Source organism: Streptomyces sp. A1277, from assembly GCF_004795015.1.
Lineage (GTDB): Bacteria > Actinomycetota > Actinomycetes > Streptomycetales > Streptomycetaceae > Streptomyces.
Map to the genome: position 1 here is coordinate 1 of NZ_SSBI01000005.1, position 23,822 is coordinate 23,822.

General features: G+C 69.9%; 21 protein-coding genes and 2 pseudogenes. 15 read left to right on the forward strand and 8 right to left on the reverse strand.

From position 1 onward, the window contains the following. Positions 1-9 precede the first annotated feature (9 nt). A complete protein-coding gene (locus tag E6R18_RS04810; protein WP_346764963.1) occupies positions 10-243 on the reverse strand; it encodes an RICIN domain-containing protein in 234 nt (77 codons plus the stop codon). A 638-nt stretch (positions 244-881) separates the two neighbouring features. On the opposite strand from E6R18_RS04810, the gene E6R18_RS04820 reads away from it, so the two are divergent. The 6 genes from E6R18_RS04820 to E6R18_RS04840 all read left to right on the forward strand — a co-directional run bounded on the left by E6R18_RS04820 (position 882) and on the right by E6R18_RS04840 (position 9,100). Continuing rightward, positions 882-2,327 carry a glyceraldehyde-3-phosphate dehydrogenase gene (locus E6R18_RS04820; RefSeq protein ID WP_136315581.1) on the forward strand — a complete coding sequence of 482 codons (1,446 nt, stop codon included), beginning with the start codon at positions 882-884 and terminating at the stop codon, positions 2,325-2,327. A gap of 113 nt (positions 2,328-2,440) precedes the next feature. Beyond that, on the forward strand, positions 2,441-3,193 hold the full coding sequence (locus tag E6R18_RS04825) for a TnsA-like heteromeric transposase endonuclease subunit (RefSeq protein ID WP_240799593.1): 753 nt from the start codon (positions 2,441-2,443) through the stop codon (positions 3,191-3,193). Beyond that, a complete protein-coding gene (locus E6R18_RS04830; protein ID WP_240799594.1) occupies positions 3,190-4,833 on the forward strand; it encodes an integrase in 1,644 nt (547 codons plus the stop codon). Before E6R18_RS04825 ends, E6R18_RS04830 begins: the two co-directional genes overlap by 4 nt. Before the next feature lie 9 nt (positions 4,834-4,842). After that, positions 4,843-5,373: a hypothetical protein gene (locus tag E6R18_RS34665; RefSeq protein ID WP_240799595.1), complete on the forward strand. Its 531-nt coding sequence runs from the start codon at positions 4,843-4,845 to the stop codon at positions 5,371-5,373. After that, positions 5,370-6,503: an AAA family ATPase gene (locus E6R18_RS04835; RefSeq protein ID WP_136315582.1), complete on the forward strand. Its 1,134-nt coding sequence runs from the start codon at positions 5,370-5,372 to the stop codon at positions 6,501-6,503. Before E6R18_RS34665 ends, E6R18_RS04835 begins: the two co-directional genes overlap by 4 nt. After that, on the forward strand, positions 6,500-9,100 hold the full coding sequence (locus tag E6R18_RS04840) for a TniQ family protein (RefSeq protein ID WP_136315583.1): 2,601 nt from the start codon (positions 6,500-6,502) through the stop codon (positions 9,098-9,100). The genes E6R18_RS04835 and E6R18_RS04840 overlap by 4 nt, the downstream gene beginning before the upstream one ends. Positions 9,101-9,188: 88 nt before the next feature. Here the strand turns inward: E6R18_RS04840 and E6R18_RS04845 are convergent, their stop codons facing one another. From E6R18_RS04845 to E6R18_RS04860, 4 genes are all read right to left on the reverse strand, one after another. Further along, the gene (locus E6R18_RS04845) at positions 9,189-9,632 is read right to left on the reverse strand and encodes a hypothetical protein (protein WP_136315584.1); all 444 of its coding nucleotides are present in this window, start codon (positions 9,630-9,632) and stop codon (positions 9,189-9,191) included. A 361-nt stretch (positions 9,633-9,993) separates the two neighbouring features. Then, positions 9,994-10,587, reverse strand: coding sequence for a hypothetical protein (locus E6R18_RS04850; RefSeq protein WP_136315585.1), 594 nt, complete (start codon positions 10,585-10,587; stop codon positions 9,994-9,996). A 203-nt stretch (positions 10,588-10,790) separates the two neighbouring features. Next, positions 10,791-11,513, reverse strand: coding sequence for a polyprenyl diphosphate synthase (uppS, locus tag E6R18_RS04855; protein ID WP_136315586.1), 723 nt, complete (start codon positions 11,511-11,513; stop codon positions 10,791-10,793). 317 nt (positions 11,514-11,830) lie between these two features. Beyond that, positions 11,831-13,213, reverse strand: a complete 1,383-nt coding sequence (locus tag E6R18_RS04860; RefSeq protein WP_136315587.1) for a cytochrome P450 — start codon at positions 13,211-13,213, stop codon at positions 11,831-11,833. Positions 13,214-13,359: 146 nt separating this feature from the next. Between E6R18_RS04860 and E6R18_RS04865 the strand changes: the two genes are divergently transcribed. From E6R18_RS04865 to E6R18_RS34670, 4 genes and pseudogenes are all read left to right on the forward strand, one after another. Continuing rightward, complete coding sequence (locus tag E6R18_RS04865) at positions 13,360-14,037, forward strand: ABC transporter ATP-binding protein (protein ID WP_136315588.1); 678 nt, start codon at positions 13,360-13,362, stop codon at positions 14,035-14,037. Further along, positions 14,034-14,948, forward strand: coding sequence for an ABC transporter permease (locus E6R18_RS04870; protein ID WP_206308217.1), 915 nt, complete (start codon positions 14,034-14,036; stop codon positions 14,946-14,948). Before E6R18_RS04865 ends, E6R18_RS04870 begins: the two co-directional genes overlap by 4 nt. 8 nt (positions 14,949-14,956) lie before the next feature. After that, a pseudogene (locus E6R18_RS04875) lies at positions 14,957-16,423 on the forward strand (GMC family oxidoreductase); the annotation flags it as partial. A gap of 107 nt (positions 16,424-16,530) precedes the next feature. Then, on the forward strand, positions 16,531-17,001 hold the full coding sequence (locus E6R18_RS34670; RefSeq protein ID WP_240799596.1) for a nitroreductase family deazaflavin-dependent oxidoreductase: 471 nt from the start codon (positions 16,531-16,533) through the stop codon (positions 16,999-17,001). A 246-nt stretch (positions 17,002-17,247) separates the two neighbouring features. On the opposite strand, the gene fusA is transcribed toward E6R18_RS34670, so the two are convergent. The 3 genes from fusA to E6R18_RS04895 all read right to left on the reverse strand — a co-directional run bounded on the left by fusA (position 17,248) and on the right by E6R18_RS04895 (position 21,160). Beyond that, complete coding sequence (fusA, locus tag E6R18_RS04885) at positions 17,248-19,338, reverse strand: elongation factor G (protein WP_136315591.1); 2,091 nt, start codon at positions 19,336-19,338, stop codon at positions 17,248-17,250. Positions 19,339-19,854: 516 nt separating this feature from the next. After that, positions 19,855-20,139: a hypothetical protein gene (locus E6R18_RS04890; protein ID WP_136315592.1), complete on the reverse strand. Its 285-nt coding sequence runs from the start codon at positions 20,137-20,139 to the stop codon at positions 19,855-19,857. Between the two features lie 106 nt (positions 20,140-20,245). Beyond that, positions 20,246-21,160, reverse strand: coding sequence for a DUF2510 domain-containing protein (locus tag E6R18_RS04895; protein WP_136315593.1), 915 nt, complete (start codon positions 21,158-21,160; stop codon positions 20,246-20,248). A gap of 199 nt (positions 21,161-21,359) precedes the next feature. Between E6R18_RS04895 and E6R18_RS04900 the strand changes: the two genes are divergently transcribed. The 5 genes and pseudogenes from E6R18_RS04900 (at position 21,360) to E6R18_RS04915 (ending at position 23,722) form a co-directional block, all read left to right on the forward strand. Then, the gene (locus E6R18_RS04900) at positions 21,360-22,100 is read left to right on the forward strand and encodes a class I SAM-dependent methyltransferase (protein ID WP_136315594.1); all 741 of its coding nucleotides are present in this window, start codon (positions 21,360-21,362) and stop codon (positions 22,098-22,100) included. A gap of 30 nt (positions 22,101-22,130) precedes the next feature. Then, a complete protein-coding gene (locus tag E6R18_RS04905) occupies positions 22,131-22,553 on the forward strand; it encodes a DUF4440 domain-containing protein (RefSeq protein WP_136315595.1) in 423 nt (140 codons plus the stop codon). Positions 22,554-22,562: 9 nt separating this feature from the next. Then, the gene (locus tag E6R18_RS33950) at positions 22,563-22,709 is read left to right on the forward strand and encodes a hypothetical protein (protein ID WP_168712278.1); all 147 of its coding nucleotides are present in this window, start codon (positions 22,563-22,565) and stop codon (positions 22,707-22,709) included. 19 nt (positions 22,710-22,728) lie between these two features. Then, a pseudogene (locus E6R18_RS04910) lies at positions 22,729-22,887 on the forward strand (LD-carboxypeptidase); the annotation flags it as partial. Between the two features lie 100 nt (positions 22,888-22,987). Beyond that, on the forward strand, positions 22,988-23,722 hold the full coding sequence (locus tag E6R18_RS04915) for an FCD domain-containing protein (protein ID WP_136315596.1): 735 nt from the start codon (positions 22,988-22,990) through the stop codon (positions 23,720-23,722). Positions 23,723-23,822 lie beyond the last annotated feature (100 nt).

Sequence of the window (23,822 nt, forward strand, 5' to 3'; positions counted from 1 at the left end):
CGCCGGGTGTCAGACCCGTTCCAGCCGCCAGAGCTGCGGCTGCTGGCCGTTGCAGGTCCACTGCTGAACATGGGCGCCCGCCGTACGGGAGCCCTGGGAGACGTCCAGCCACTGCCCGGAGGACTTCACCACCAGGCGGTAGTAACCTCGCCCCGCGTTCTCCAGCCGCCAGTCCTGGGCCGGCTGGGCGTTGCAGTACCACTGCCGTACGTTCGCGCCGGGGGTGGCGGAGCCGTTCTCCACGTCCAGGTGTTGTGTTCCAGCCGGATGGCCCGGGGGTAGAGGCCGGTCCCACTGCCGAGGGGGGTGCCGTTGGCCGCGAGGAGGGCGGCGGACGTGGCGGGGGACGCGGACGACGCGGGTGCGGCCGAGGCCGGCGCGAACGACAGGCCCGGTGTCGCGGCCAGGACCGGAGCGACGGCACGCACCGCCCAGCGGGCGAGGCGGCCGGTCGTCGTGGGGGAGGGGCGGGGCACGGAGGCGTGGGGGCGGCCGGGCGGAGCTGCTGACGGCGAAACCCGTAGAGCCGGGTGTACATCGATGTAGACAAGTGTGCAGAGTTCCGCTGTTCCGCGTTCTGCGGCACTCGGAGGTGTCTGCCGCCCTGCGCGGGTCCGGTGTCCCGCGCTCCGGTCGGGACGCAGTCAGCGTCATCTCGAAGAAGTACCGGGACGCCTGTAGAGGTGGGAGCCGCATTCCACCGGGCGTCCGCCGTCGCCGAGGACCGTGCGTTCCATGGTGAGCAGCCGCGCGGCTCCGTCAGCAGGCGGACTCCGCCGCCGTGGCCCTGCGCGGGGTGGCAGGGGGAGCCGAGGCCGAGTGAGGGATCAAATGAAGGGATGGTTAGCATATGAGCACCCTCTAGCTCGAAAGATAAACCTGTGACTGTCAATGACGACGCGTTCACCAACTGGAAGAACCGCGAGGAAATCGCGGAGTCGATGATTCCGATCATCGGGAAGCTGCACCGCGAGCGGGACGTCACCGTCCTCCTGCACAGCCGCTCGCTGGTGAACAAGTCGGTGGTGAGCATCCTCAAGACCCACCGTTTCGCCCGGCAGATCGACGGTGCGGAGCTCTCGGTCACCGAGACCCTGCCCTTCCTCCAGGCCCTGACCACACTGGACCTCGGCCCCTCCCAGATCGACATCGGCATGCTCGCCGCGACGTACAAGGCCGACGACCGCGGCCTGAGCCCGGCGGAGTTCACCGCCGAGGCCGTCGCGGGCGCCACGGGAGCCGACAAGATCGAGCGCCGCGAACCGCGCGACGTCGTCCTCTACGGCTTCGGCCGCATCGGCCGCCTCCTCGCCCGGCTGCTCATCGAGAAGGCCGGCTCCGGCAACGGCCTGAGGCTGCGCGCCATCGTCGTCCGCAAGGGTGCGGGCCAGGACATCGTCAAGCGCGCCTCGCTGCTGCGCCGCGACTCCATCCACGGCCAGTTCCAGGGCACGATCACCGTGGACGAGGCCAACAACCAGATCATCGCCAACGGCAACGAGATCCAGGTCATCTACTCCGACGACCCGACGTCGGTGGACTACACGGCCTACCGGGTCAACGACGCCATCCTCATCGACAACACCGGCAAGTGGCGCGACCGCGAAGGGCTTTCGAAGCACCTGCGGCCGGGCATCGCCAAGGTCGTCCTGACCGCGCCGGGCAAGGGCGACGTCCTCAACGTCGTCCACGGCGTCAACCACGACATGATCAAGCCGGACGAGCAGATCATCTCCTGCGCCTCCTGCACGACCAACGCGATCGTGCCGCCGCTGAAGGCGATGGCGGACGAGTACGGCGTGCTGCGCGGCCATGTGGAGACCATCCACTCGTTCACCAACGACCAGAACCTGCTGGACAATTACCACGGCTCGGACCGCCGGGGCCGCTCCGCGCCGCTCAACATGGTCATCACCGAGACGGGCGCCGCCTCCGCCGTCGCCAAGGCGCTGCCCGACCTGGACGCGACGATCACGGGCAGCTCGATCCGCGTCCCCGTGCCGGACGTCTCCATCGCGATCCTCAGCCTGAAGCTCGGGCGCGAGACCAACCGCGCCGAGGTCCTCGACTACCTCCGCGACGTGTCGCTGACCTCCCCGCTCAAGCGGCAGATCGACTTCACGACCGCCCCCGACGCGGTGTCGAGCGACTTCATCGGCTCGCGCCACGCCTCCATCGTCGACGCGGGCCCCACCCAGGTCGACGGCGACAACGCGATCCTCTACCTCTGGTACGACAACGAGTTCGGCTACTCCTGCCAGGTCATCCGGGTCGTGCAGTACGTCTCCGGGGTCGAGTACCCGACCTACCCGGTACCGGTCCTCTGACGGACGTGTAGGTTCCGCGATCCGGTGCGCACTGTAGCCGTGATATGCGCACCCGATGCGCAATTCCAGGGATCTGTGCGCACTGACTCCGCACGGTAACTAGCTTCCGACCTATGGTCATTCCGATTCCAGCCCGGGTCCGCGGGAAGTACAAGCAGCCGATGGCGTCGGTGCGTTACGACGACGCGTCGGTGCGCCAGGTCCCGTTCAAGGATCTGCGGTTGGCGGATTTCACATGGTCGGTTCCATGGCGGAAGTTTCACTCCGTCCATGGCCAGGCGCACTACTCAGGGCGGTACGCGTCGGCAACTATGGCCGGCTTCGTGGTGTATGAGAGCCGCTTGGAGCTGGCACGGCTTCTCCTGGCCGACATGGATCCTGCCGTGCGGGGGATCTATGCCCAGCCGTGTCACCTGACCGCTCGGGTAGGCGATCGGGTATGGCGGCACGTGCCGGACTTCCTGCTGATCATGGAGTCGGGAGCGGTGCGGGTGGTGAACGTCAAGCCTGCAGACCGACTCACGGACCACAAGATTGCGGAGGCGCTGGCTTGGCCGGGTGACCTGGTCGAACGGCACGGTTGGGAGTACGAGATCTGGTCCGGGGCAGACCGGGTAGTCCTGGAGAACGTCCGGTTCCTCGCGGCCTACCGTCGCCCGGGCATGGTGCCGGAAGCCGAGATCGAGCGTGCTTGGGAAAGCGTGCAGGACGGTGATCGACTGGGTGTGGCCGAGCGACGGCTGGCAGCTGGACGCCCGGACCACGAGGCGCGACCAGCGCTCTTGGCGCTGGTGTGGTCTGGGCGGCTGACCACTGATTTGTCCCGCCCGCTGAGTGGCGACTGGGTCCTGCGGAGGTCACTGTGAACGCCTGGACAACGACTCTGCGGACTGGTCTGCCACTCATCTATGACGGCGAGCAGTTCACGATCGCGGAGATCGAGGGCCGCCGCATCCTCCTTCAGCACATGTCGGCAGAGGGCCGCCCCACGTGGCGACAGGTCGACTTGCCGGTGCTGCTGGCACACCCCTCTACCGAGTTCCTGGTGGAGACCTCACCTGCGGAGCCGGCGGCCGCAGCGTTGCTGGGCGGTCTCAGTAGTGCGGAGGACGACGCGCTCACCGTTCGGTTCCGGCATGTGCAGGAAGTTCGCTTCGGCTTTCAACTCGGTTCTTCCGAGTTGGCTTTGGAGGGTGAGCCACGGCCGGACTATGCGCCAGGGATGCCTTTGATGCATCGGTACCGGGCAAAGGCCACCGAGCTCGGCGTCGACCCGGCAACGGTCCGCCGATGGGTGTCCAAGGTCGAGCGGGACGGGCCGGCCGGGCTGGTGAGCAAGCGCCAGCCCAAAGGCGTGCTGGACCGGGCCGATCCGCGCTGGTTGGAGATGGCACGCACGGTCATCGGGAGCCTGGAGAAGTCCAGCCGCCCGGTTCGTGGCCTGGTGCTGATGGAGATCGAAGAACGGCTGGCCAAGAAGTACGGCCGTGATGAGGTGAGCATTCCGAAGCAGACCACGGGCTATGCGCTGCTGAAGGAACTCGGTCGGGGGACGAACGCGTTCCAGGGCAGCACGAAGGGGAAGCGGTCCATCGCGAACCGTCCTCAGGGGGTCTTCGGCAAGCTGCGGGCAACGCGACCGGGTGAGTACGTCGTGCTGGACACCAACAGCCTGGATGTCTTCGCAATGGAGCCGGTGACCTGCCGGTGGGTGCAGTGCGAACTCACCGTCGCCATGGACCTCTACAGCAAGGTGATCACCGGGTTGCGTCTGACGCCGGTATCGACGAAGTCGACCGACGTGGCCGGTGTCCTGTTCGAGACGATCCGACCGCGGGAGGTGCCGTCTGCTGGAACGGGCGAGCCGCTTCCGTACTGCGGGGTTCCTTCCACGGTGGTGTTCAACGCGGAGAAGCTGGTGGACGCGCACGGGCAGCCGCTGCTGCCCGCGGTCGCGGCGGAGACGATCATCTATGACCACGGCCGGATCTACGTCTCGAACCACATCGCGAGCGTCAGCGCGAAGCTCGACATCTCGCTGCAGCCGGCTCGCCCCCATACGCCGACCGACAAGCCGGTGGAGCGGTGGTTCAAAACGTTGAACCAGGGGCTTCTGGCGGCGCTTCCCGGCTACAAAGGGCCGGACGTGCACAGCCGGGGCGAGAAGGTGGAGGACGAGGCGTACTTCTTCCTGGACGAGCTTGAGATGATCATTCGTGAGTGGATCACCTTGATCTATCACAGGCGGCACCACCGAGGTCTGACGGTCCCGGAGGTCCCGGGTCTGAAGCTGAGCCCGCTGGAGATGTTCGAGCACGGCGTGAACCGGGCGGGACCCTTGCGTATCCCGTCCAGGCCGGGCCTCGCGTTCGAGTTCCTGGAGGAGGAGTGGCGCCCCATCCACCACTACGGAGTGGAGATCAACGGGCTCCGCTACAACGGTGACGGGCTCGACGACTATCGCAACCGGATCAGCCCGCACCGCGGCGAGCACGCCGGAAAATGACCCGTCGCCGTGGATCGCGCCGACATCAGGAAGATCTACTTCCAGGATCCGGAGCGGTCTCACCTGTGGCACACCCTGGACTGGGAGCACGCCCCGGCCCTGAACGGGCCGGCCAGCCTGGAGGCGTTGAAGTACGCGCGCCGGATCGCGGCCAAGACGCATCGTTTCCCGGACACCAAACGCGCCCTGATCGAGTTGCTGGAACGCTGGGGTGCCGGGCTGACCGTGGATCGGGCCGAGCGGCGCATGGCGGTGCGCTTGTCGCAGGACCGTCTGCGCCTGATGGGCGAAGACGGTTCCGGGGTCGACGAGATCGCCGAGCTCCCTTCCGTGCGCCGTCTGACAGAGCTCAGCTCGCCAAATGCGGGAACAGGCCGAAGGCAGGCACCCGATGTGCAGGTGGGGGTCGTGCCTGCAGATGAGGACCTGGGCGGGGACGACGACGAGGACGAGGAGTGCGAGGCAGCCCCGGCAGACGAGGAGACCGCGGGCCTGGTCGATGAGGATGAGTACTACGCCGACGTCTGGGAAAGCCGTTGAGTACGGCCGACCGCCCCGCGCCGTTCGAGGGCGACGACCGCCAGTACTCGCCCACCCGCCTCCCGGGCTGGCTGCAGGAGGTCAACGGCTCGGACCGGATCCAACCCCGGCAGCTCACCCGGGCCCAGCTCGCCGGACTGTCGCCGCGGGGTCTGCTGGTGGACAACGATGGCCGGGAGGTCTGGCACGCCAACCTCGGCCCCATCGACACCCCGCAGCTCCTGGCTCTGCACGCAGACCTGCGGGAGATCGTCGAGTCGAACCGGCAGGACGGCAGCAAGACCAAACCGGCCGCCCTGGTGGACGCTCACCCGGGCCTCGGCAAGAGCACGGCGGTGCGCGCGTACGGCTGTGACCTGTTCAAACGGCAGGTCAACCTGCGTGGGGACACCACCGCGGCCGGCGCACGCCGGGTGCCGGTCATCTACATCGCGCTGAGCGGCAACACCCAGATCCGTGGCCTGAACGCGGCGATCTGCCGGTTCTACGGACTGCCCGTCAAGGGGGATGCGGACACCCTGGCCGAGCGGGCCGTGGACGCGGTCCTGTCGCTGAAGACGGTCGCCATGATCATCGATGACATCCACTTCCTGGCCGGTAACAAGTCCAACTCGATCCGCATGGCCAACCAGCTCAAGTACCTCTCCAACGTCTTCCCCGTGACCCTCATCTACGTGGGGGTCGGCGTCCAGGAACGCGGCATTCTCCATGAGGGCTTCTCGCCGAGGGAGAGCCCGCTCGCGCAGTTCGGGCGCCGTACCACCGCGCTGACGTTGCTGCCCTTCCAGGTCGATGACGACGAGGGCCGCCTTCAGTGGCACCAGCTGCTCAAGACGGTCGAGCAGAAGCTCGTCCTGGCCGAGAAGTACCCCGGCATGCTCGCCGAGGACCTCTCGGACTACCTCTTCGCTCGCTCCACCGGCCACTTCGCCTCTCTCATGGCGCTCATCAACCGTGGCTGCCTGCGCGCGATCCGCAGCGGCCACGAGCGGCTGGATACGGAGCTGATGAACCAGGTGAAGAACGACGCCGCGGCCGAGGAAGCCCGCCGGGAACTCCAGGCCGCGATCACAGCCGGTCTGCTGACCACCCGTCCCACCCGCCAAGCCGGCCGGAGGCGGTCGGCGTGACTCCATGGACCGACGAACGCATCCCTCTGTTCGTCGCGCCGTCCCCCGGGGAAGCCCTGGACAGCTGGCTTGAGCGCTACGCGCACCGCCTGAGAACACACACCGTGGACTTCGCCGACTACCTGGGGCTGCGGCACGCCTCCGTACGCAGAATGGTGCGCCGCCTCAACGACGACGAACGCGAACTTCTCCAGCGCCGCACCGGCATCACGGCCGAGCAGCTGAGCTCGATGACCCTGGAGCGGTTCGACGGCTCCCTCGTACGGATTGCCCCGCAGACTCGGCGCCTGACGGCGCCGGCCCGCTGGCGGTTCTACGGCACCACCTCGCGTTACTGCCCCGCCTGCCTGGCAGACGACCGGGGGCGGTGGCAGCTGCACTGGCGCCTCGGCTGGGCCTTCGCCTGCACGCGGCACAACCTGCTGCTCCTGGAGCACTGCCCGGCCTGCGGCAAGCACCCGCCGGTGGCCAGCGGCGGAAACCACCGCATGCTGCCCCACCCGGAAGCCTGCCGCGCCCTGACCGACCGGAGCGGGCGCGGGGCACGCTGCGGGTTCCCGCTGACGCAGGCTCCCGCGGTCGGCCTCAGTTCCGGCGGGGCGGTCCTGCTCGCCCAGGTCCATGTGGACGCGACGGTCATCGCCGATCACCACAGCCCTGCGGCGCTGGAGCGGGCCGGTGAGCTGTCACATCTGGGCCGCAGGGCTCTGCGCGGCATCCGCACCCGCCCCGAGGACGTCCCCGCCATCGCCCTGGACATCATCGACGCATGCGGCCGGGCCCTCAGCGGGGACGAGGCGTCGTGGGAGGTTCATGACACGCGAAACGTCGCCATCGGTACCACCCTGGCCACCATCGCCACCGACCCCGACCATTCGCTCAGAGAGGAGGTGTTCGCGTGGATGTGCCTCTCGCCCGAACAGGAGACCGGTGAACTGCGCGAGCATCCGACCCGGTATCTGCCCAACTGGAGGTCCGCAGGCCCCCGCGTGATCAATCGCATCCTCGCCGCGTCCGACGGCCAGCTCACGCTCAAGGCCCGGCTGCGCTACGGCACAGCGACCGCCGAGCCCGCCGAGCCCTACCTGAGCGAGACCGACATCACCGTGCGGGCGTCCAAGACGCCCGGCATGCTCTGGCCGTCCTGGACGCTGCGGCTGCTGCCGCCCAAGAGCCCACACCAGCCGAGGATCGCGGGCCTGCGACGCGCCTGCGCAAGCCTCATGCTCATTCCCGGCGGCCCGGCCGGACACCGCCAGGCCGCCCGGATCATGGGCAATCCGCACTTCCGCAGCAACCTGGAGGCCCTGCTGGCCTTCGTCAACGCCGACCACATCTGCAGCACGCTGACCCACTACGCGCGCGTCCTCGACGCGCACGAGGTACCGATCGACTACGCACGCCGCCGAGCCCTGTTCGCCGACGAGACGACTCCGCTGCTCCTCGACGAAAACGCGCACTGGCGCCTCTGCAAGGGCCTGGGCACCCGGCAGTTCCAACAAGTCCACCTCTACCGGCTGCGCTGGCAGCTGCGGCGGCTACCACTCGGGGCCGACCCTCAGCTCGGCAACCACGCACCCGCCTGGACACACCGCTTCGCCTACCGGACGCACCCGAAGATCCTCGCCTTCCTCGACCAGCAGGCCCACCGCAACCTCGCCGCCCACCACGTCACCGACGAACCGGTGACGTGGGAGCCGCCAGGACACTGGCTCGACAACATCGCCTTGCCCCAACCGCCCATCGGAACGCCCACGGAGCACGTCCGGAACCTGCTGACCCCCGACTCCACCGCCCGCGACGTCGCCCGGACGCTCGGCCTCACGGTGCACCAACTGCGCCTGATGATGGAAAACCACCGCCTGAGCGCGCAGACCCGCCCGCACAACAAGGGCAACTACCCCCGCCCGCCACGCCAGGGCTACCTGGTACCCGACAAACTGCGCGACCTCTACCAGCGGCAGGGCCTGCAGCAGCAGCAGATCGCCGAACTCGCCGGATGCACAACCTCGATCGTCAAGACCGCGCTGAAGCAGGCGAACATCCCGCTGCGACCCCACCGCGCACCGGGCGAACTGAAACGATCCGTCGCCCCGGCATGGCTACGCACCGAGTACCACGACAAAGGCAGAACGGTGGCCGACATCGCCCGCGAACTGGCCGCCCCCGACACCAACGTCTCCCAGCTTCTCGACGCGTGGCGCATTCCCCGCCATCCGGCCGGCCACAACGCACCTCCGGCCTGGCAACCGAGCCCCTTCGCCGAACTCGGCATCCCCCTGTCCAAGCCGATGGAGTACATCAGTACCCGCAAGGGCGGGACCGAATGGCTGCGCACCGCCCTCCTCATTCCCGGGCACCGTACGCGCCGCGCGGCCGCCCTCACCCTGGGCATCCCCCGCACCTCACTCAACGCGCGGCTGAAGATGCTGGAGACCGCCGCCGGATTTGAGATCTTCAATCACCGCACACGGCCCGTCGTCGCGACGCCGCGCGGCCGAGCGCTCCTCGAAGAAGCACAGAGGCTCTTCGACCGACTGGACCAGACACACGTAGAGCTCCCCGGCCGATCCTCTGCGAGAACGAGCCCGCCATAAGGGGGCCGGCCCGGCGGTCGAGGTAGTCGGCGCCGGGGTCGGTTTTCAGTGAACGCGCCGGGGAGACGCGCCGCTGTCCGGTTGTGTGTTACCAGGCCGCCTTGACGGTGTTGTAAGCGGTACGGCAGGCGGCGTCGGGGGCGGCGGTGGACAGATTCGTCATGGCTTCCCGCCAGACCTTCTTGGCGACCGTCTCCAGCTTCCGGCTCGCGGCAGGGATGTTGGGAGAGTACTTCTTGACCGATCCCATGGTGGCGACGGTGAACTTGTTGCACGCCGGGGCGGGAGCGTTCTGGAACCGGGCGTCGAGGTCCTTGGCCACGACGGGGCCGTTGGCGACAGCCCAGTTGTTCCAGGCGCTGCACGCGGTTTCGGTGAGCTCCGCCTGCTCGGCCTCGGTCAGGTGGCTCAGGGCGTTCAGCAGGGCGTTCCAGGGCTCGTCGGGGATGGTGTAGTGGGTGGTGGGGAACTTCTCGCTGGTTTTGAAGATGGCCTCCGTGCACGCCGGGGGCAGCGGGGCGGCGGCCTGCACCAGGGGGCTGCGGCAAGCATCTGAGAGGCTCCGGCCAAGTGCTGGGGAGCTGCCGTCGTCGGCTGGGCCGATGCGGTCACGGCCGGGGAGGAGGTGGCCAGGATGGCGGCTGAGGCTACTGCGGTGGCGAGCGCGGTGCGCTTGAGGATGCGGCGGTAGGCCACGAATGTACTCCTTGGTTACGAGGCGTGTGTGCGGGTTTGGGCGTAGCGGCCCGGTTGTGGAACGATCTCGGGCCGGTGCGGGAAACGGGCCACCGGTCGCCCCGTGATCGGCACAGTGGTTCGGGTGCCGCCGTCAGCGCTGGTGTCCGGTGAGCTGGTGACGTCTACCGGGGAGCGTCGTGCCCGTTCTCACGCCTTCAGCGCAGGGCGGTGAAGACGGATCCGCTGACGAGCGTCGACAGGAGGAATCCGACGACGACCTGGGCCGGAGTGTGGGCTTGGAGTTTCACTCGGGACCAGCCCGTCACCGCGATGAGCGGGAGGAGGGCGAGGGCCGGGAGCCCGTAAGCCAGAGCGAGGGTGGTGGCGGCTCCCGTGGCCACAGCCGTGTGAACGGAGATCTTCCATACGGTGGTGACGGTCAGGATGACCACAACCCCGGCGGTCATCGCGCCGATGAGTGCCGTGAGCTCGCTAGGTGCCTGCAATGCGTGCATCAGGGCGGTGCCGGTCAGAACGCAGGCCATGAGGGCGGGCAGGGCGGTGAGCCGGTCCTGGCGGTGGTGGAAGTGGGCGTCTGTCCAGAACCCGCGGCGCACTCCGAAGGCGATGAGCATCAAGGGCAGAACGATGGTGAAGAGGATCGCGAACAGGGACCAGCCGATGCCGACCAGACCATCGGCGTGCCAGCCCATGAGCAGGATGACGAAGAGAGTCCAGTTCAACGGGCCGAACAGGTCACTGGCCAGTTCTGCGGAGCGCGAGCCGACAGAGGTGGTGGAGGTAGTCAAAGAGGGCTCCGGGCCGGTCTTCGTCGGGAAGTAGGGGATTTCGCGATCCGGATGTGCAGTGCACGGGTCTGTTGAGAACCGGCTGGGAAGCACGTCCCGTGGGCGGGCGTGGCGAGATGCCCGGCGCCTGCCTGGTCTGTCAGTCGCTCCGGTGCGGGTGGGCCATGCGGGACTGAATAGAGCGCGCGTCTGCTGGTGGCCGGTCAGTGCAGGGTGAGGGGTGTGGTGGCGCGCTGTTCGGGGAGGGCCTCGGTGGAGGCAGTTCCGTAGCGGCGCTGGCGGTTGTGATAGGACGCGACGGCCCGGGCCAGGTGTTCGGCGCGGAAGTCGGGCCACAGGACAGGCGAAAAGTACATTTCGGCGTAAGCCATCTGCCACAGCAGGAAGTTGGAGAGCCGGTGTTCGCCCGAGGTGCGGATGAGCAGGTCGACGTCGGGCAGGTCGGGTAGCTGCATGTGCTGGGCGAGGGTTTTCTCGTTCACGTCCTCTGCTGTGATGCCGGTGCCGATCAGGGAGCGGACGGCGTTGACCAGGTCCCGACGGCCGCCGTGGTTGAAGGCCGTGGTCAGCGTCATGCCGGTGTTGGCGGCCGTGAGTTCCTCGACCTGCATGATGTCCTCGCGGAGGAAATCGGGGACTGGGGCATCCAGTGCGCCCAGATAGCGCATCCGCATACCCATGCTGCGCCAGCGTGGGGCGTTGTTGCGGATCACGCGCTGGTTGAACCGCATCAGGTAGTCGACTTCCGGCTGAGGCCGGCGCCAGTTCTCGGTGGAGAACGCGAACAGGGTGAGCCACTTGATGCCCATGTCGTGGGCGGCCTGGACGGTGGCGGTGATCGCGGCCTCACCGGCGGAGTGCCCCTCGGTCCGCTCCAGGCCGCGCTGCTGTGCCCAGCGGCCGTTGCCGTCCATGATGCATGCCACATGCGTAGGCGCGGGCTGGCCCGGTGCCGGGCTGGGCTGGCCGGGCGTGGACAGGTGTTCCCTTGGGGCAGCAAGGTCATGGCCAGGGGTCGTCTGTTGGGATGGTGTTTGTGGCCCCGAGGCGGAAATCACGGCATTCTCCTGGAGTTGGAGCGGAGGGGAAGCAGAGAGGTGACAGAGAGGCGGTGGTAGGTGCCCTCTCAGGCAGTGACATGGCACCACTCCTGCAAACGACTCATCGGGCCACTGGACACGTAACGAGATACGACAATCACGAGACGAGTAGGCCGCTCGTCAAGCCCGGGCGCCTGCGGCGCCTAAGAAGTGAGCCGGTGTTCCGGGGTCATCGGCAGGGGGCCGGGGGAGAGGAAGATGCGGGGCGTCGGCCGGCGGATTCGGTGGCCGGGCCGCGGGCGCAGGTGCCATTGGGTGCTGAGGGTGGCCAGGGCGGTCAGCATGTGGGTCATGGCGAGGTTGTCGCCGATGCATTTGCGCGGCCCTGTCCCCAGGGCCAGGTAGGAGGAGGGGGCGAGGGTCTTGGCGCGTTCGGGCAGCCAGCGGTCTGGGTCACAGACCTCCGGGTCGGGGTAGACCTGGGGGTTGCGGTGCAGTTCGTAGGGGCTGAAGGCGATTTCCGCGCCGGCGGGCAGGTGGGCGTCGCCCAGCTGGACGGGGACGAGGGTGCGGCGCGCGAGAATCCACACCGGCGGGTACAGGCGCAGTACTTCCTGCAGGAGCCGCCGTGTGTAGTCGAGGCGGGGCAGGTCCTCGGGCTGGACGGGACGCCCGGCGAGGACGGTGTCGAGTTCGTCGTGGAGGCGCTGCTCGATATGCGGGTTGAGGGCCAGTTCATGGAAGGTGTGGGGCAGGGCGTCGCTGAGGGCGTGGACCGCGGCGAAGAGGTAGAAGATGACCTCGCGGACGATCTGGGCGTCCTCCAGGGGCTCGTCCGTGTCGGCGTAGCGGGTTGCCAGGAGCTGGGAGAGGACGTCCGGGGTGTCCTGGTCGCCGGTGGTGCGGCGGTGCTGGATCGAGGCGGTGATTGCCTGTTGCAGGCGGGTTCGGGCCTTATTGAAGGCTCCGGTGCCCGGGACGTGGGAGAGGTACGCCATGCGGGGCAGGGCTAGACGCCAGTACAGGCCGCGGGTGACCTGCGGGAGAAGGTCGGCCAGGGCGTCGGCCACCGCATGGGCGGTGGGCCCCTCACCACAGAGGGTGCGGGCGTTGACCGTGCAGGCCAACCGTTTAAGCTCCTGGTCTACGCGCACGGTCTGTCCGGGCTGCCACCGAGCGATCTGCGTCCGGGTGGCTTCGCGGACGGTGTGAGTCTGAGCTGCGATGCGGGGCCGGCGGAATCCGGACTGGACGGTGCGGCGGTGACGGCGGTGGGATTCAAAGAGCGTCAGCCCCTCGAACTGCATGTCCATCCCCACGCTGGAGCCGAACTGCGAGCCGATCCCTTCCGACAGCCGGCCTTGGGAGTAGTCACGTGTTTCGGTCACCAGGATGCGGTGGAGCAGTTCGGGCGAGGTGACCATGTAGACATCGGGGCCGGGGCCCAGCAGGCGGACCACGGGGCCGTGTTGGTGGAGTGAGGCGGTGAAGGCCAGCGGCCTGATCAGCATGTGGTGTCCGTGGCCGATCAGCGGCAGGGCGCCCGGAGCGGTCGGGACAGGGCGGGCGGTGGCTGGGGTGGTCATGGGTCCTCGTCGTTGACGCCAAATGGACTATCACGGAAGGTCACACCTAGTGTGCTCTGCGTGATGACCCTTCCTTGTTCTGCCCCGTTACCGTTGCCGCCCGCTGTACTGCGGCATTGCGCCTCCGCGGGCCTGCAAGGACAGCGATGAGCGGGAGCGATCCGGTCCTGCGCGTACGGGACGTGCACAAGAGCTACCGCCGCCGGAAGGTACTCGAAGGAGTGAACTTCGACCTGCCCCCGGGACAGCTGACGGGCATCGTCGGTGAGAACGGCGCGGGCAAGAGCACCCTGCTGCGCATCCTGATCGGTGACCTCCCCCTGGACCACGGTTCGGTGCAGTCCCAGGGCGTCATGGGGTACTGCCCCCAGGAAACCGTCCTGCACGAGGCGTTCACCGTCGTACAGCACCTGCGGTTCTTGCAGACCGCCTACGCCCTGGACACCCTGGACCGGGCGCACGAAGTGCTGGAGATCCTGCACTGCACCGACTACCTCAACGACCGCATCGCCACGCTCAGCGGCGGCACCCGCCAAAAACTCAACCTCACCCTCGCCCTGATGCACGGCCCGCAGGTGCTGCTCCTGGACGAGCCGTACCAGGGCTTCGACTGGGAGACCTACCTGCGCTTCTGGGACCTCGCACAGGATCTGCGGGACCGCGGCTGCTCCGTGCTGGTCGTCTCCCACCTCGCCTACGACGCCTCCCGCCTGGACCGCATGTACCGCCTGCACAACGGCGTCCTGGTGGAGAGCGAGCGCACCGGCGTAAGCCCCGCACACGCCGCGACAAACCCCGCCAGCACGAGCGGGGTGCGGTCATGAGGCGCTGGATGTCCTGCCTGACGGATGCCGTGCGGTTCGCCGTGATCGAGCAGCTGCGCAACCGGCTCGCGCTGCTGCTCGTGCTGTTCTTCGTCCCCTTGTGGATCACCTTGGGGTACAAGGTGATGGCCGACGATCCGGTGCGCTTCTTCGTCCGGCCCGCCGACCGGTCGATCACGATGGACGGCAACGTCATCACCCAGATGTCCGGGGCGCTGCACTCCCTCGCTCTGATCGTCGGCTTCATGATGTTCCTCGCCACCGCCCGCTCGGCCGCCTTCGACCGGCGCCTGGTGATGGCCGGCTATCCGAGACTGTGCCTGGCGCTGGCGAAGTTCACCGCCCTCGTGCTGGCCGCCGCCGTCGTCGCCGCCTACGGAGCGGTGTGGATGCGCATGTTCTGGGTTCCACAGCAGCTGTTCCTGCTGGCCGTCGGATTGTTCATGGGGGCACTGATCTACGGCGGGATCGGTGTCATGCTCGCCGCCGTGCTGCGCAGTGAACTGGCCGGCATGTTCCTCGTAATCATGGTCAGTTTCGTTGACCTGTCCCTGCAGAACCCGATCGCCAACCCGGCCGCCGACAGCCCTCTGCTGCGCTACTTCCCGGCCTACGGTGCCATGCAGACCGTCGTCACCGCCGGAGGGCTGAACATCGTCCCCTGGCAGGAGCTCGCCATGGGCGTGCTGTGGGCTCTCGGCATGGTCGCAGCCGGCATGACGGCCTTCGCCGTACGCAGCCGCTCACACCGCACCACCGGCTCCGTGGTGGTCGCGCCCGTGCACAGCGTGGGCAGCCCCGGACTGGCTGTCCTTGCCGCCGGATCCAGGTCCGTCAGCGGTCCCCGCGGCGTCCCTTCCGACCAACGGCCGGCAGATCAGTGCAACCGCCGCGATTCCCCTACCGGATAAGGCTCACCATGCCCAAGCCCCCAGGGACGGAGCCTGCCGCGTACAACGTCCTGGTGATCGGCTCCGGATTCGGCGGAAGCGTCGCCGCGCTGCGCCTGGCCGAGAAGGGGTACACCGTCACCGTCATCGAAGCCGGACGCCGCTTCGCCGACGAGGACTTCGCCACCTCACCCTGGCAACTCGGGCGCCTGCTGTGGGCTCCCCGGCTGGGATTGCACGGCATCATGCGGGTCCACCTGCGGCGCCGGCTCCTGGCCCTGACCGGGGTAGGGGTTGGCGGAGGATCACTGGCCTACGCCGCGGTCCACTACCGCCCCGCCCCCGAGGCATTCGGCGCAGAAGGCTGGGACCCGGCGGTCGACTGGGCCACCGAACTCGTCCCACACTACGACGAGGCCGAGCGCATGCTCGGAACAACGACCGCCCCCGGGATGTCGGCGGGGGACCTGCTGTTGCAAAAGACCGCCGTCGAGCTCGGGGTGGGAGCGACCTTCCACCACACCCGGGTCGGCATCCGCTTCGGACCGCCCGGTCAGTCGACCGGTGACCCGTACTTCGCCGGACAGGGGCCCGCCAGGAAGGGCTGCACCCAGTGCGGGCAGTGCACCAGCGGCTGCCCCACCGGTGCGAAGAACACCCTGACCAAGAACTATCTCCACCTGGCCGAACGCGCGGGCGTCAAAATCCGTCCGCTGACCACCGCCGTCGCCCTGCACCCGCAGCCGGATGGAACCTGGCAGGTCCAGACCCTGCGTACCGTGCTCGACCACGGAATCCCGCGCCGCAGACGCGAGGTCCTGACAGCCGGCGAAGTGGTACTGGCCGCCGGCGCGTGGGGCACCACCGAACTGCTCCACCGCTCCCGGCCCCACCTGCCCCTACTCTCGCCCGCCCTGGGCACCCGGACCTGTACCAACCGCGAAGTGATCACCGCCGCCTCCGCACCCGGTTTCGACACCGGCCCCGGCCCCGCCATCACCTCCGCCATCCGCCCCACCCCCACCACCCTCCTCCAGCTGTGCCGCGTCGGCCCTGGCACCCACCCCCTCGCCGCAGCGCTTCGGCCCTTCCCCCTGCCGTTCCGCGCCTTCGGCCGGCGCACCGCACTGCTGTTCACCATGGAACTGCGGAACTCCGCCCTCACCAGCCACTACCGGCCCCGGCTCTTCGGCAGACGGCTCGTCTTCCGCCCCGGCACCATCCGCCCGGAACCCGTCCGCAGCCCCAGCGCAGAAACCGTCACGCGCACGTACGCGGCGGCCATCCGAGGCCGTGCCCGCCGCCTGTGGACGACACTGCTCCGGGTGCCGGTCACCGCCCACCTGATGGGCGGCTGCCCCCTCGGCACCGATCCCGCCCACAGCGTCGCCGACCCCTACCACCGCGTGCACGGCTACCCGACCCTGCACGTCACTGACGCCTCCGCGATCCCCGGAAACCTGGGACATAACCCGTCGCTGACCATCACCGCCATGGCCGAACGCGCCCTCGATGCCTGGCCCCTGGCCGGCGCCCGCGACCTCCGACCGCACCAGGACGAGCCCTACCGCTCCCTAACCCCGCTGAAAGCACCGACCGTCCCATGCCAAACCACCCGTTCATCGTCCACCTCGGCCGCACCCGCCTCTTCACCCGCATCGCCCCCCGCCTGCTGCCGGCCTGCGACCTCGCCGTCCACCGCCTCACCCGCGGCCGCCTGCTCCCCAGCCGCCTGTTCATCACCACCGTCATCCTCCACACCACCGGCCACCGCACCGGCGCGGCCCGCACCACCCCTCTCTGCGCCCACCACAGCCCCGACGGCAGCTGGCTCGTCATCGCCAGCAACTTCGGCAAACCCCGCCACCCCGCCTGGAGCACCAACCTCCTCCACACCCCCACCGCCAGGATCACCACCGGCAGGCATTCCCACGACGTGACCGCCCGGCTGCTGAGCCCCGAGGAGAAGTCAGCCCACCGCCACCGCATCCTCGCCGCCCTGCCCGTCTACGACACCTACAACGCCCGCACCACCCGCGACATCCGCGTCTTCCACCTCACGCTCAGCCGCTAACGGACCTTCTCGGCCAAGACGCTAGGGAGCCCGAACGGGCGTCGATCCGAACCACCACAGTGCCAAGGCCCGCTACCGGCAGTGACTACGCCAGCGGGCCAGATGGGAGATTCTGCTCATGATCACCGGATAGGACCGGTGCTCATCCGACACGGAATCGCTAATCCCGCAGGAAGCAATGCTCATGAAGCTGCGCTCCCTACAGGACGACAGGTCCCGCCCGCCACCGGCGGGCGGGACCTGCTTCTAGTCGGTGCCGGAGACCGTCGCGGGCGCGGGGGCGTACCCCGTCGCCCGGGTGGTGAACGTCCCCCGGCCCTGCGTCCGGCTGCGCAGCCGGGTCGCGTAACCGAACAGCTCGGCCAGCGGAACGGTCGCGGTGACGACCGCGGCACCGGCCCGCGCGGTGGAACCGGACACCCGGCCGCGCCGGGCGGCCAGGTCGCCGAGCACCCCGCCGACCGCGTCGTCGGGCACGGTGACCGTGACCTCGACCACCGGCTCCAGCAGCACCATCGCACTGGCGCGCAGCGCTTCCCGGAGCGCGAACCTCCCGGCCGTACGGAACGCCATCTCCGAGGAGTCCTTGGGATGGGTGGCGCCATCGGTCAGCACCACCCGCACCCCGGTCACCGGATGCCCGCCGAGCGGGCCCTCGGCCAGGGCGTCCCGGCAGCCGGACTCGACCGCCCGCACGTACTCCTGCGGCACCCGGCCGCCGACCACCGCCGAACGGAACGCGAACTCGGCGGCTCCCTCGCCGCCCTCCCCGCCGGTGGCCTCCAGCGGCTCGACGTCGATGACGACGTGCGCGAACTGACCTGATCCGCCGTCCTGTTTGACGTGCCGGTAGACCAGCCCGGACACCCCGCGCACAAGCGTCTCCCGGTGCGCGACCTGCGGCCGGCCGACCCGGACATCGAGACCGTGGTCGCGGCGGATCTTCTCCGCGGCCACCTCCAGATGCAGTTCGCCCATGCCCGAGAGCACGGTCTGACCGGTCTCGGAATCCGTCCGCACGGCGAGCGACGGGTCCTCGTCGGCCAGCCGCACCAGAGCCGCCATCAGCCGCTCGGTGTCCGTGCTCCGCCGCGCCTCCACCGCCACGGACACGACAGGTTCGGCCACCGTGGGCGGTTCGAGGACCAGCGGGGCGTCGGGCGCGCACAGCGTGGCACCCGGGCGGACGGCCTTCGGACCGATGACCGCGACGATGTCCCCGGCCACCGCCGTGTCCACATCGACGTGCCGGTCCGCCTGGACCCGCAGGATGCGGCCGACGCGTTCGCCGCGCCGTGTACCGGCGTCCAGCACCGTTTCCCCCTTCCGGACCGTTCCCGAGTACACGCGCAGATACGTCAGCCGGCCCGTCGCGGTCGCGTTCACCTTGAACACCAGCGCGGCGAACGGCCCCGCCGGATCGGCGGCCCGCTCCTGCACCGCCTCACCGAGCATGCCCCGGACGGGCGGCACGTCGGCGGGCGAGGGCAGATACGCCACGACCGCCTCCAGCAACGGTTCGACGCCCCGGTTCCGGTAGGCCGAACCGCACAGCACCACGACCCCCTCGCCGGTCCGCGTGAGATCCCGCAGCGCCCCGGCCAGCGTCCGCTCCGAAAGCCCGGAAGGCGCGCAGAACTCCTCCAGCGCCGCCGGGTGCAGCTCGGCGACCGCCTCATCGAGCAGACGCCGGCGCCGGCCCGCCTCCTCCCGCAGCTCGACGGGTACCTCCCCCTCCTCGTACGTGTCGGCGCCGTCGGCCCACACCAGGGCGCGCATGCGCAGCAGGTCCACGACCCCGCGGAACCCGTCCTCCCGCCCGATCGGCAGCTGGACCACGAGCGGGACCGTGTGCAGCCGCTCACGGATGGAGGCGACCGCGGTGTCGAGGTCGGCGCCCGCCCGGTCGAGCTTGTTGACGAAGGCGATGCGCGGGACGGAGTGCCGGTCGGCCTGGCGCCACACCGATTCGCTCTGCGGCTCCACCCCGGCCACCGCGTCGAACACCGCGATCGCCCCGTCGAGCACCCGCAGCGAACGCTCCACCTCGTCGGCGAAGTCGACGTGCCCCGGGGTGTCGATGAGGTTGATGCGGTGGCCGGCCCAGGTGCAGCTGACGGCCGCGGCGAAGATGGTGATGCCCCGGTCGCGTTCCTGCGGGTCGAAGTCGGTGATGGCCGTACCGTCGTGGACCTCGCCGCGCTTGTGGGTGGTGCCGGTGGTGTAGAGGATGCGCTCGGTGACGGTGGTCTTGCCGGCGTCGACGTGGGCGAGGATGCCCAGGTTGCGGACGGTGTCGAGCGCGGAGTTGAGGGGACGGTGCTGTTCGGTACGCACGGCCGGTGGCCTTTCGGGATGATCCGGAAGAAGACGGCGCGATGCCCGGACGAAGCGGCCCCGGGCCGGGCCTGCGGAGCCCGCCGTTCCCCTCGTGGAGGAGGTGACGGCCAACCAACAGGCTTACAGGGGCCAGGCGTTCGTTACGGGGTCCGGGGCCGGCCGCGCAGCCGGCGCCGGGCGCCGTGAGACACCAGGATCACCTCGAACCGCGACGGGGGGACGACGGCGGCGGTGCGGTGGCGCACGGCGGTCTCCCCTCAACGGTCACGGCGGGCGCGGCGGCGGAGAGCCGGCGCGCGATGTGCGGCGAGTCTAGGGAACGGGGCGCGGGCGGGGGAACCGGTTTTCCGGCCGGGCGCCCGCACCGTCGCCGTTCCGTGGCCGACCGGGGGCCGTTCCGTACCGCGCCGGGCGCAACCGGGAGGCGTGCCGGTGCGTCAGGCGCGGCCTCGCGGAGCCCAACGGGGGCGGTGCGTCAGGCGCGGCCTCGCGGAGCCCAACGGGGGCGGTGCGTCAGACGCGGCCTCGCGGAGCCCAACGGGACGGGCGCGTACGGGGCTTCCACGCGTCCCGGCGGCACCGGCGGATCGCGCTCCGGCCGCAGCCGCGCCACTCGGCGGGCGACACACCCGCGCCCCGGCCGCCCCGGGTGATCAGGGCGTTCACGGGTGAGTGCGGGTCCAGGGCCATCGTGCGGGCCAGCAGAACGCCGATCACCAGCGGGGCGAGCGTGAGGGCCAGGGTGGTGCCGGCACTGGTGACGTGCCGCATGCGAAGGCGCTGTGCGTCGGGAGCCATGCCCCCATCTCAGCGCCCGGACCCCGAAGCGGGATCGGGTGACGTACTCAGACCGGACGGCCCGGGTACTCAGTACCCCGGGCCGTCCGGTCCGGCCTCTGGACGGTCAGGCGGTCGTGCCGGGCCCCGAGCCCGCGCCCGAGGCCGCCTTGATGCCCTTGGTGATGTCGTCCAGGACGGACAGCGCCGGGGCCTTGGAGTTGATGTCGAACCCCGAGCGGACGACGACCAGCATGTCCTTGGACAGCGGCGAGGGGAAGGCGAGCGACTCGACGTAGCCGTCGTCACCGTTCTTCGTCACCACCTTCCACCGCACCCGGTAGCCCTGCTGGCCGGCCACCGTGACCGCCTCGGACTTCAGCTGCTGGTGCGAGGTGATGCCGCCGTAGATCTTGCCGCCGTAGGACTGCTCGGCGTTGTCCTCGATGTCCTTCTCGGCGGTGGCCTTCGCGGTCTTCGCGGTCAGCTTCAGCGCCTCGGCCGGGGCGGAGAACACCCCGCCGCGCACGCACTTCTCACCGGTGTCACCGGGGCAGGTGTACGAACCGGTGGTCACCCCGGCGCCCAGGCCCGACTCGCCGTCCCAGCCGTCGGGGACCGGGATGCTGATGCCGCTGGCCAGGTCCGTCGCGTAGCCGTCCTCGGGCTGCGGCTGCTCCTGTTCGGGCGTCTCGCGCCCACCGCCGTCGCCGCCACTGCCGCCGTTGTCGCCGCTGTCCCCGTTCCCGCCGCGCCGGCGGTCCGGGCCGGGGGAGGGGGAGGCGGACGGGGCGGAGGCCGTGGTGTCGCTCTTGCCGCCCGAGTCGTCATTCAGCAGATAGACACCGCCCCCGATGGCGGCGAGCACCACCACGGCGGCGGTGATGCCGGCCCCGACGCGCAGCCGCCGGCTGCGCGCGGCCGCCGGCGGTACGCGCAGGTGGTCGGTCCACTGGGTGCCGTCCCACCAGCGCTCCTGGCGGGGGCCAAATCCTGAATACCCGGGGTCTGGATGCCAGCCGGGCGGGCTCGTCTGGGTCACGCCGGACACCGTATCCGGGTTGCCTGAGAATCCTATGAACTGGGTGTGCCGATCTCCGGGACGATCCGGTCGAAAGCCGCAGCCGTCTTCTGCCGTCCTTGGTCTAGACAACTGGAGGGCCGGTCGCTAGCATCCGCCGACGAGGCGCGGCGGAGCCGACCGGCCGTCGCCCGCCCGATCGCGGCAGGAGTGGAATCTCGTGGAAGCAACCGCTCCCGACCGCCGTTTCGCCGAGGACTACCGCCTCGCCCGTGAGATACCGCGCGACGGGCTCACCGCCTGGCGGGCGGCCATCGCCGCGGAGGTGGACCTCGCGCCCGGCGGGACCGTGCTGGACGTCGGCGCGGGCACCGGCGCCTTCGCCTCGGCGTTCGCCGACTGGTTCGGTGTGCGGGTGCTGGCCGTGGAACCCGCCGCCGCCATGCGCGCGCTGATCCCCCGCACCGCGCGCATCGAGGCGCTGGACGGGCGGGCCGAGGAGCTGCCGGTGCCGGACCGCTGCGCGGACGCGGCCTGGCTGGGCTCGGTCGTGCACCACATCGGCGATCTGCGCGCCGCCGCGCGGGAGTTGCGCCGCGCGCTGAAGCCCGGGGCCCCGGTGCTCATCCGCAACTCCTTCCCGGGCCGGTGCGCACGCGACCTGCGGGTGCGGTTCTTCCCCGGGGCCGAGCGCATCGTCGACGGCTATCCGACCGTCGAGCAGACCTGCGCCGCGTTCGCCGGGGCCGGCTTCGCCCGCGTCGCGCTGCACGCGGTCCCGCAGGAGAGCGCGCCGAGCCTCACCGCGTTCGCCGACCGGATCAGGCGCGACACCGACGCGAAGCTCCGGGGCCTGGACGACGACGAGTTCGAGCGCGGCATGCGGCGGTTGCGGACGGCGGCCGAGCAGGAGCCGGACCGGCCGGCCGTGAGCTGGATGGACCTGCTGGTTCTGGCCTGACGCGGCGAGGCAGCCCGTAGAGTCGGGCACATGACGCGAAGCGACGAGGAGGAGCAGGCCGTACGGGCCGCCATGGAGGGCGAGCTGCGGCTGCTCGACCCGGCGGTACGGGCATCGAACGAGGCGGTGAACGCGCTTCTCGACCCGGAGTTCACCGAATTCGGCGCCTCCGGCCGCCGCTACGACCGCACGTCCGTCCTGGCCGTCACCTCCGCCGCCGACGAGGACGACCCCGGCCCCAGCGCCGCCACCGAGATGACCGGTGCGCTGCTCGCCCCGGGCCTGGTCCACCTGACGTACGTCACCGAACGCAACGGCCGGATGTTCAGGCGCAGTTCGCTGTGGCGGCAGGCCGGTGAGCGCTGGCGGATGTACTTCCACCAGGGCACCCCGGCCGGTGCGTCGCGGCCGGCCGCAGATTATCCGGCGGACAGCCCCGAGGCCGCTGACTAGGCTCACCGGATGACGCCATCCCGCTATCCGTCCAAGCCCCGCCCCGGCGACCGCGTCGCCGTGCTCTCCCCCTCGTCAGGACTCCCCGGCGCGCCGCATCCGCTGACGGCTGAGTCCCTGCGGGCCGCGCTCTTCAGCCGCGCGGCCACGAGCTGACCCCGGCGAAGGAGAGCGGCAGCGGCAGGCGGTGCTCCGGGCGTTGGAGGAGTACGCCCCCGAGACCATGGCCGTCTTCGACGTCGACCTCGGCCACACGGACCCGCAGGTGATCATGCCGTACGGCGGCCGGGTCCGGGTGGACGGCGTGGCCCGCCGCATCGTGGTGACCTACTGACGGGCTGGTGTCCGTCTGTGACGGCGCCCTCCGGCATGTGGTCCGACCACATGCCGTGTGTGACATAGTTGGATGTTCCGACCGGAACAGAGGATGGCCCATGCCCGTCGATTGGGAGCCTGTACGGCAGTCGCGTACGCATGAACTGGTGCTCCAGAGCATCGAGCAGCGCGTGTTCGCCGGCGATCTCAAGGCCGGTGACCGGCTGCCGCCCGAACGTGAACTCGCCCCTGTCCTCGGCGTGAGCCGGTCGGCGCTGCGCGAGGCGCTGCGGGTGCTGGAGACCATCGGTGTGCTGGTCGCCCAGCCGGGCCGGGGGCCGGACGCGGGTGCCCGCATCGTCCGCAACCCGGACGACGCGCTCGGCCGGCTGCTCCGCCTCCACTTCGCCCTCGGCAGCTACAGCCTGGGGGACATGCTGGAGGCCCGCGTCGTGCTGGAGCGGTCCAGCTTCGAGGCGGCCGCGCGGTACGCCGCACCGGCCGAGCTGGACGAGGCGGAGGAACTAGTCGTGCGCATGGGGGCGGCGGACGTCGGGGTGGTCGAGTTCAACGACCTGGACACCAGGTTCCACGTCCGGATCGCCCGCAGCTCCGGCAACGCGCTGACCTCCACGCTCACCTCGGCCGTCCGCGAATCCGTCCGGCCGCTCATCCTGCGCGCGCTGGAGGCGGAACCCGACTGGCCGGCCACCGCCGCCGCGCTCAACGCCGGCCACGCCGAGCTGCTGCGTCTGGTCCGCGCGGGCGAGGGGACGCGGGCGGCCGACCTGGTGGAGACCCATATCCGGGGACTGCACGGCACCCTCGTCGACGAGAAGTTCTCCGACGCCTGACCCGTACGCCACCGAAGAGCCGCCGCGCCGCCCCCCGATCCAGGAGGTGGGCGCGGCGGTTCTTCCGTATCCGCGCGGCGCTTCGACCACTTTCGGATGG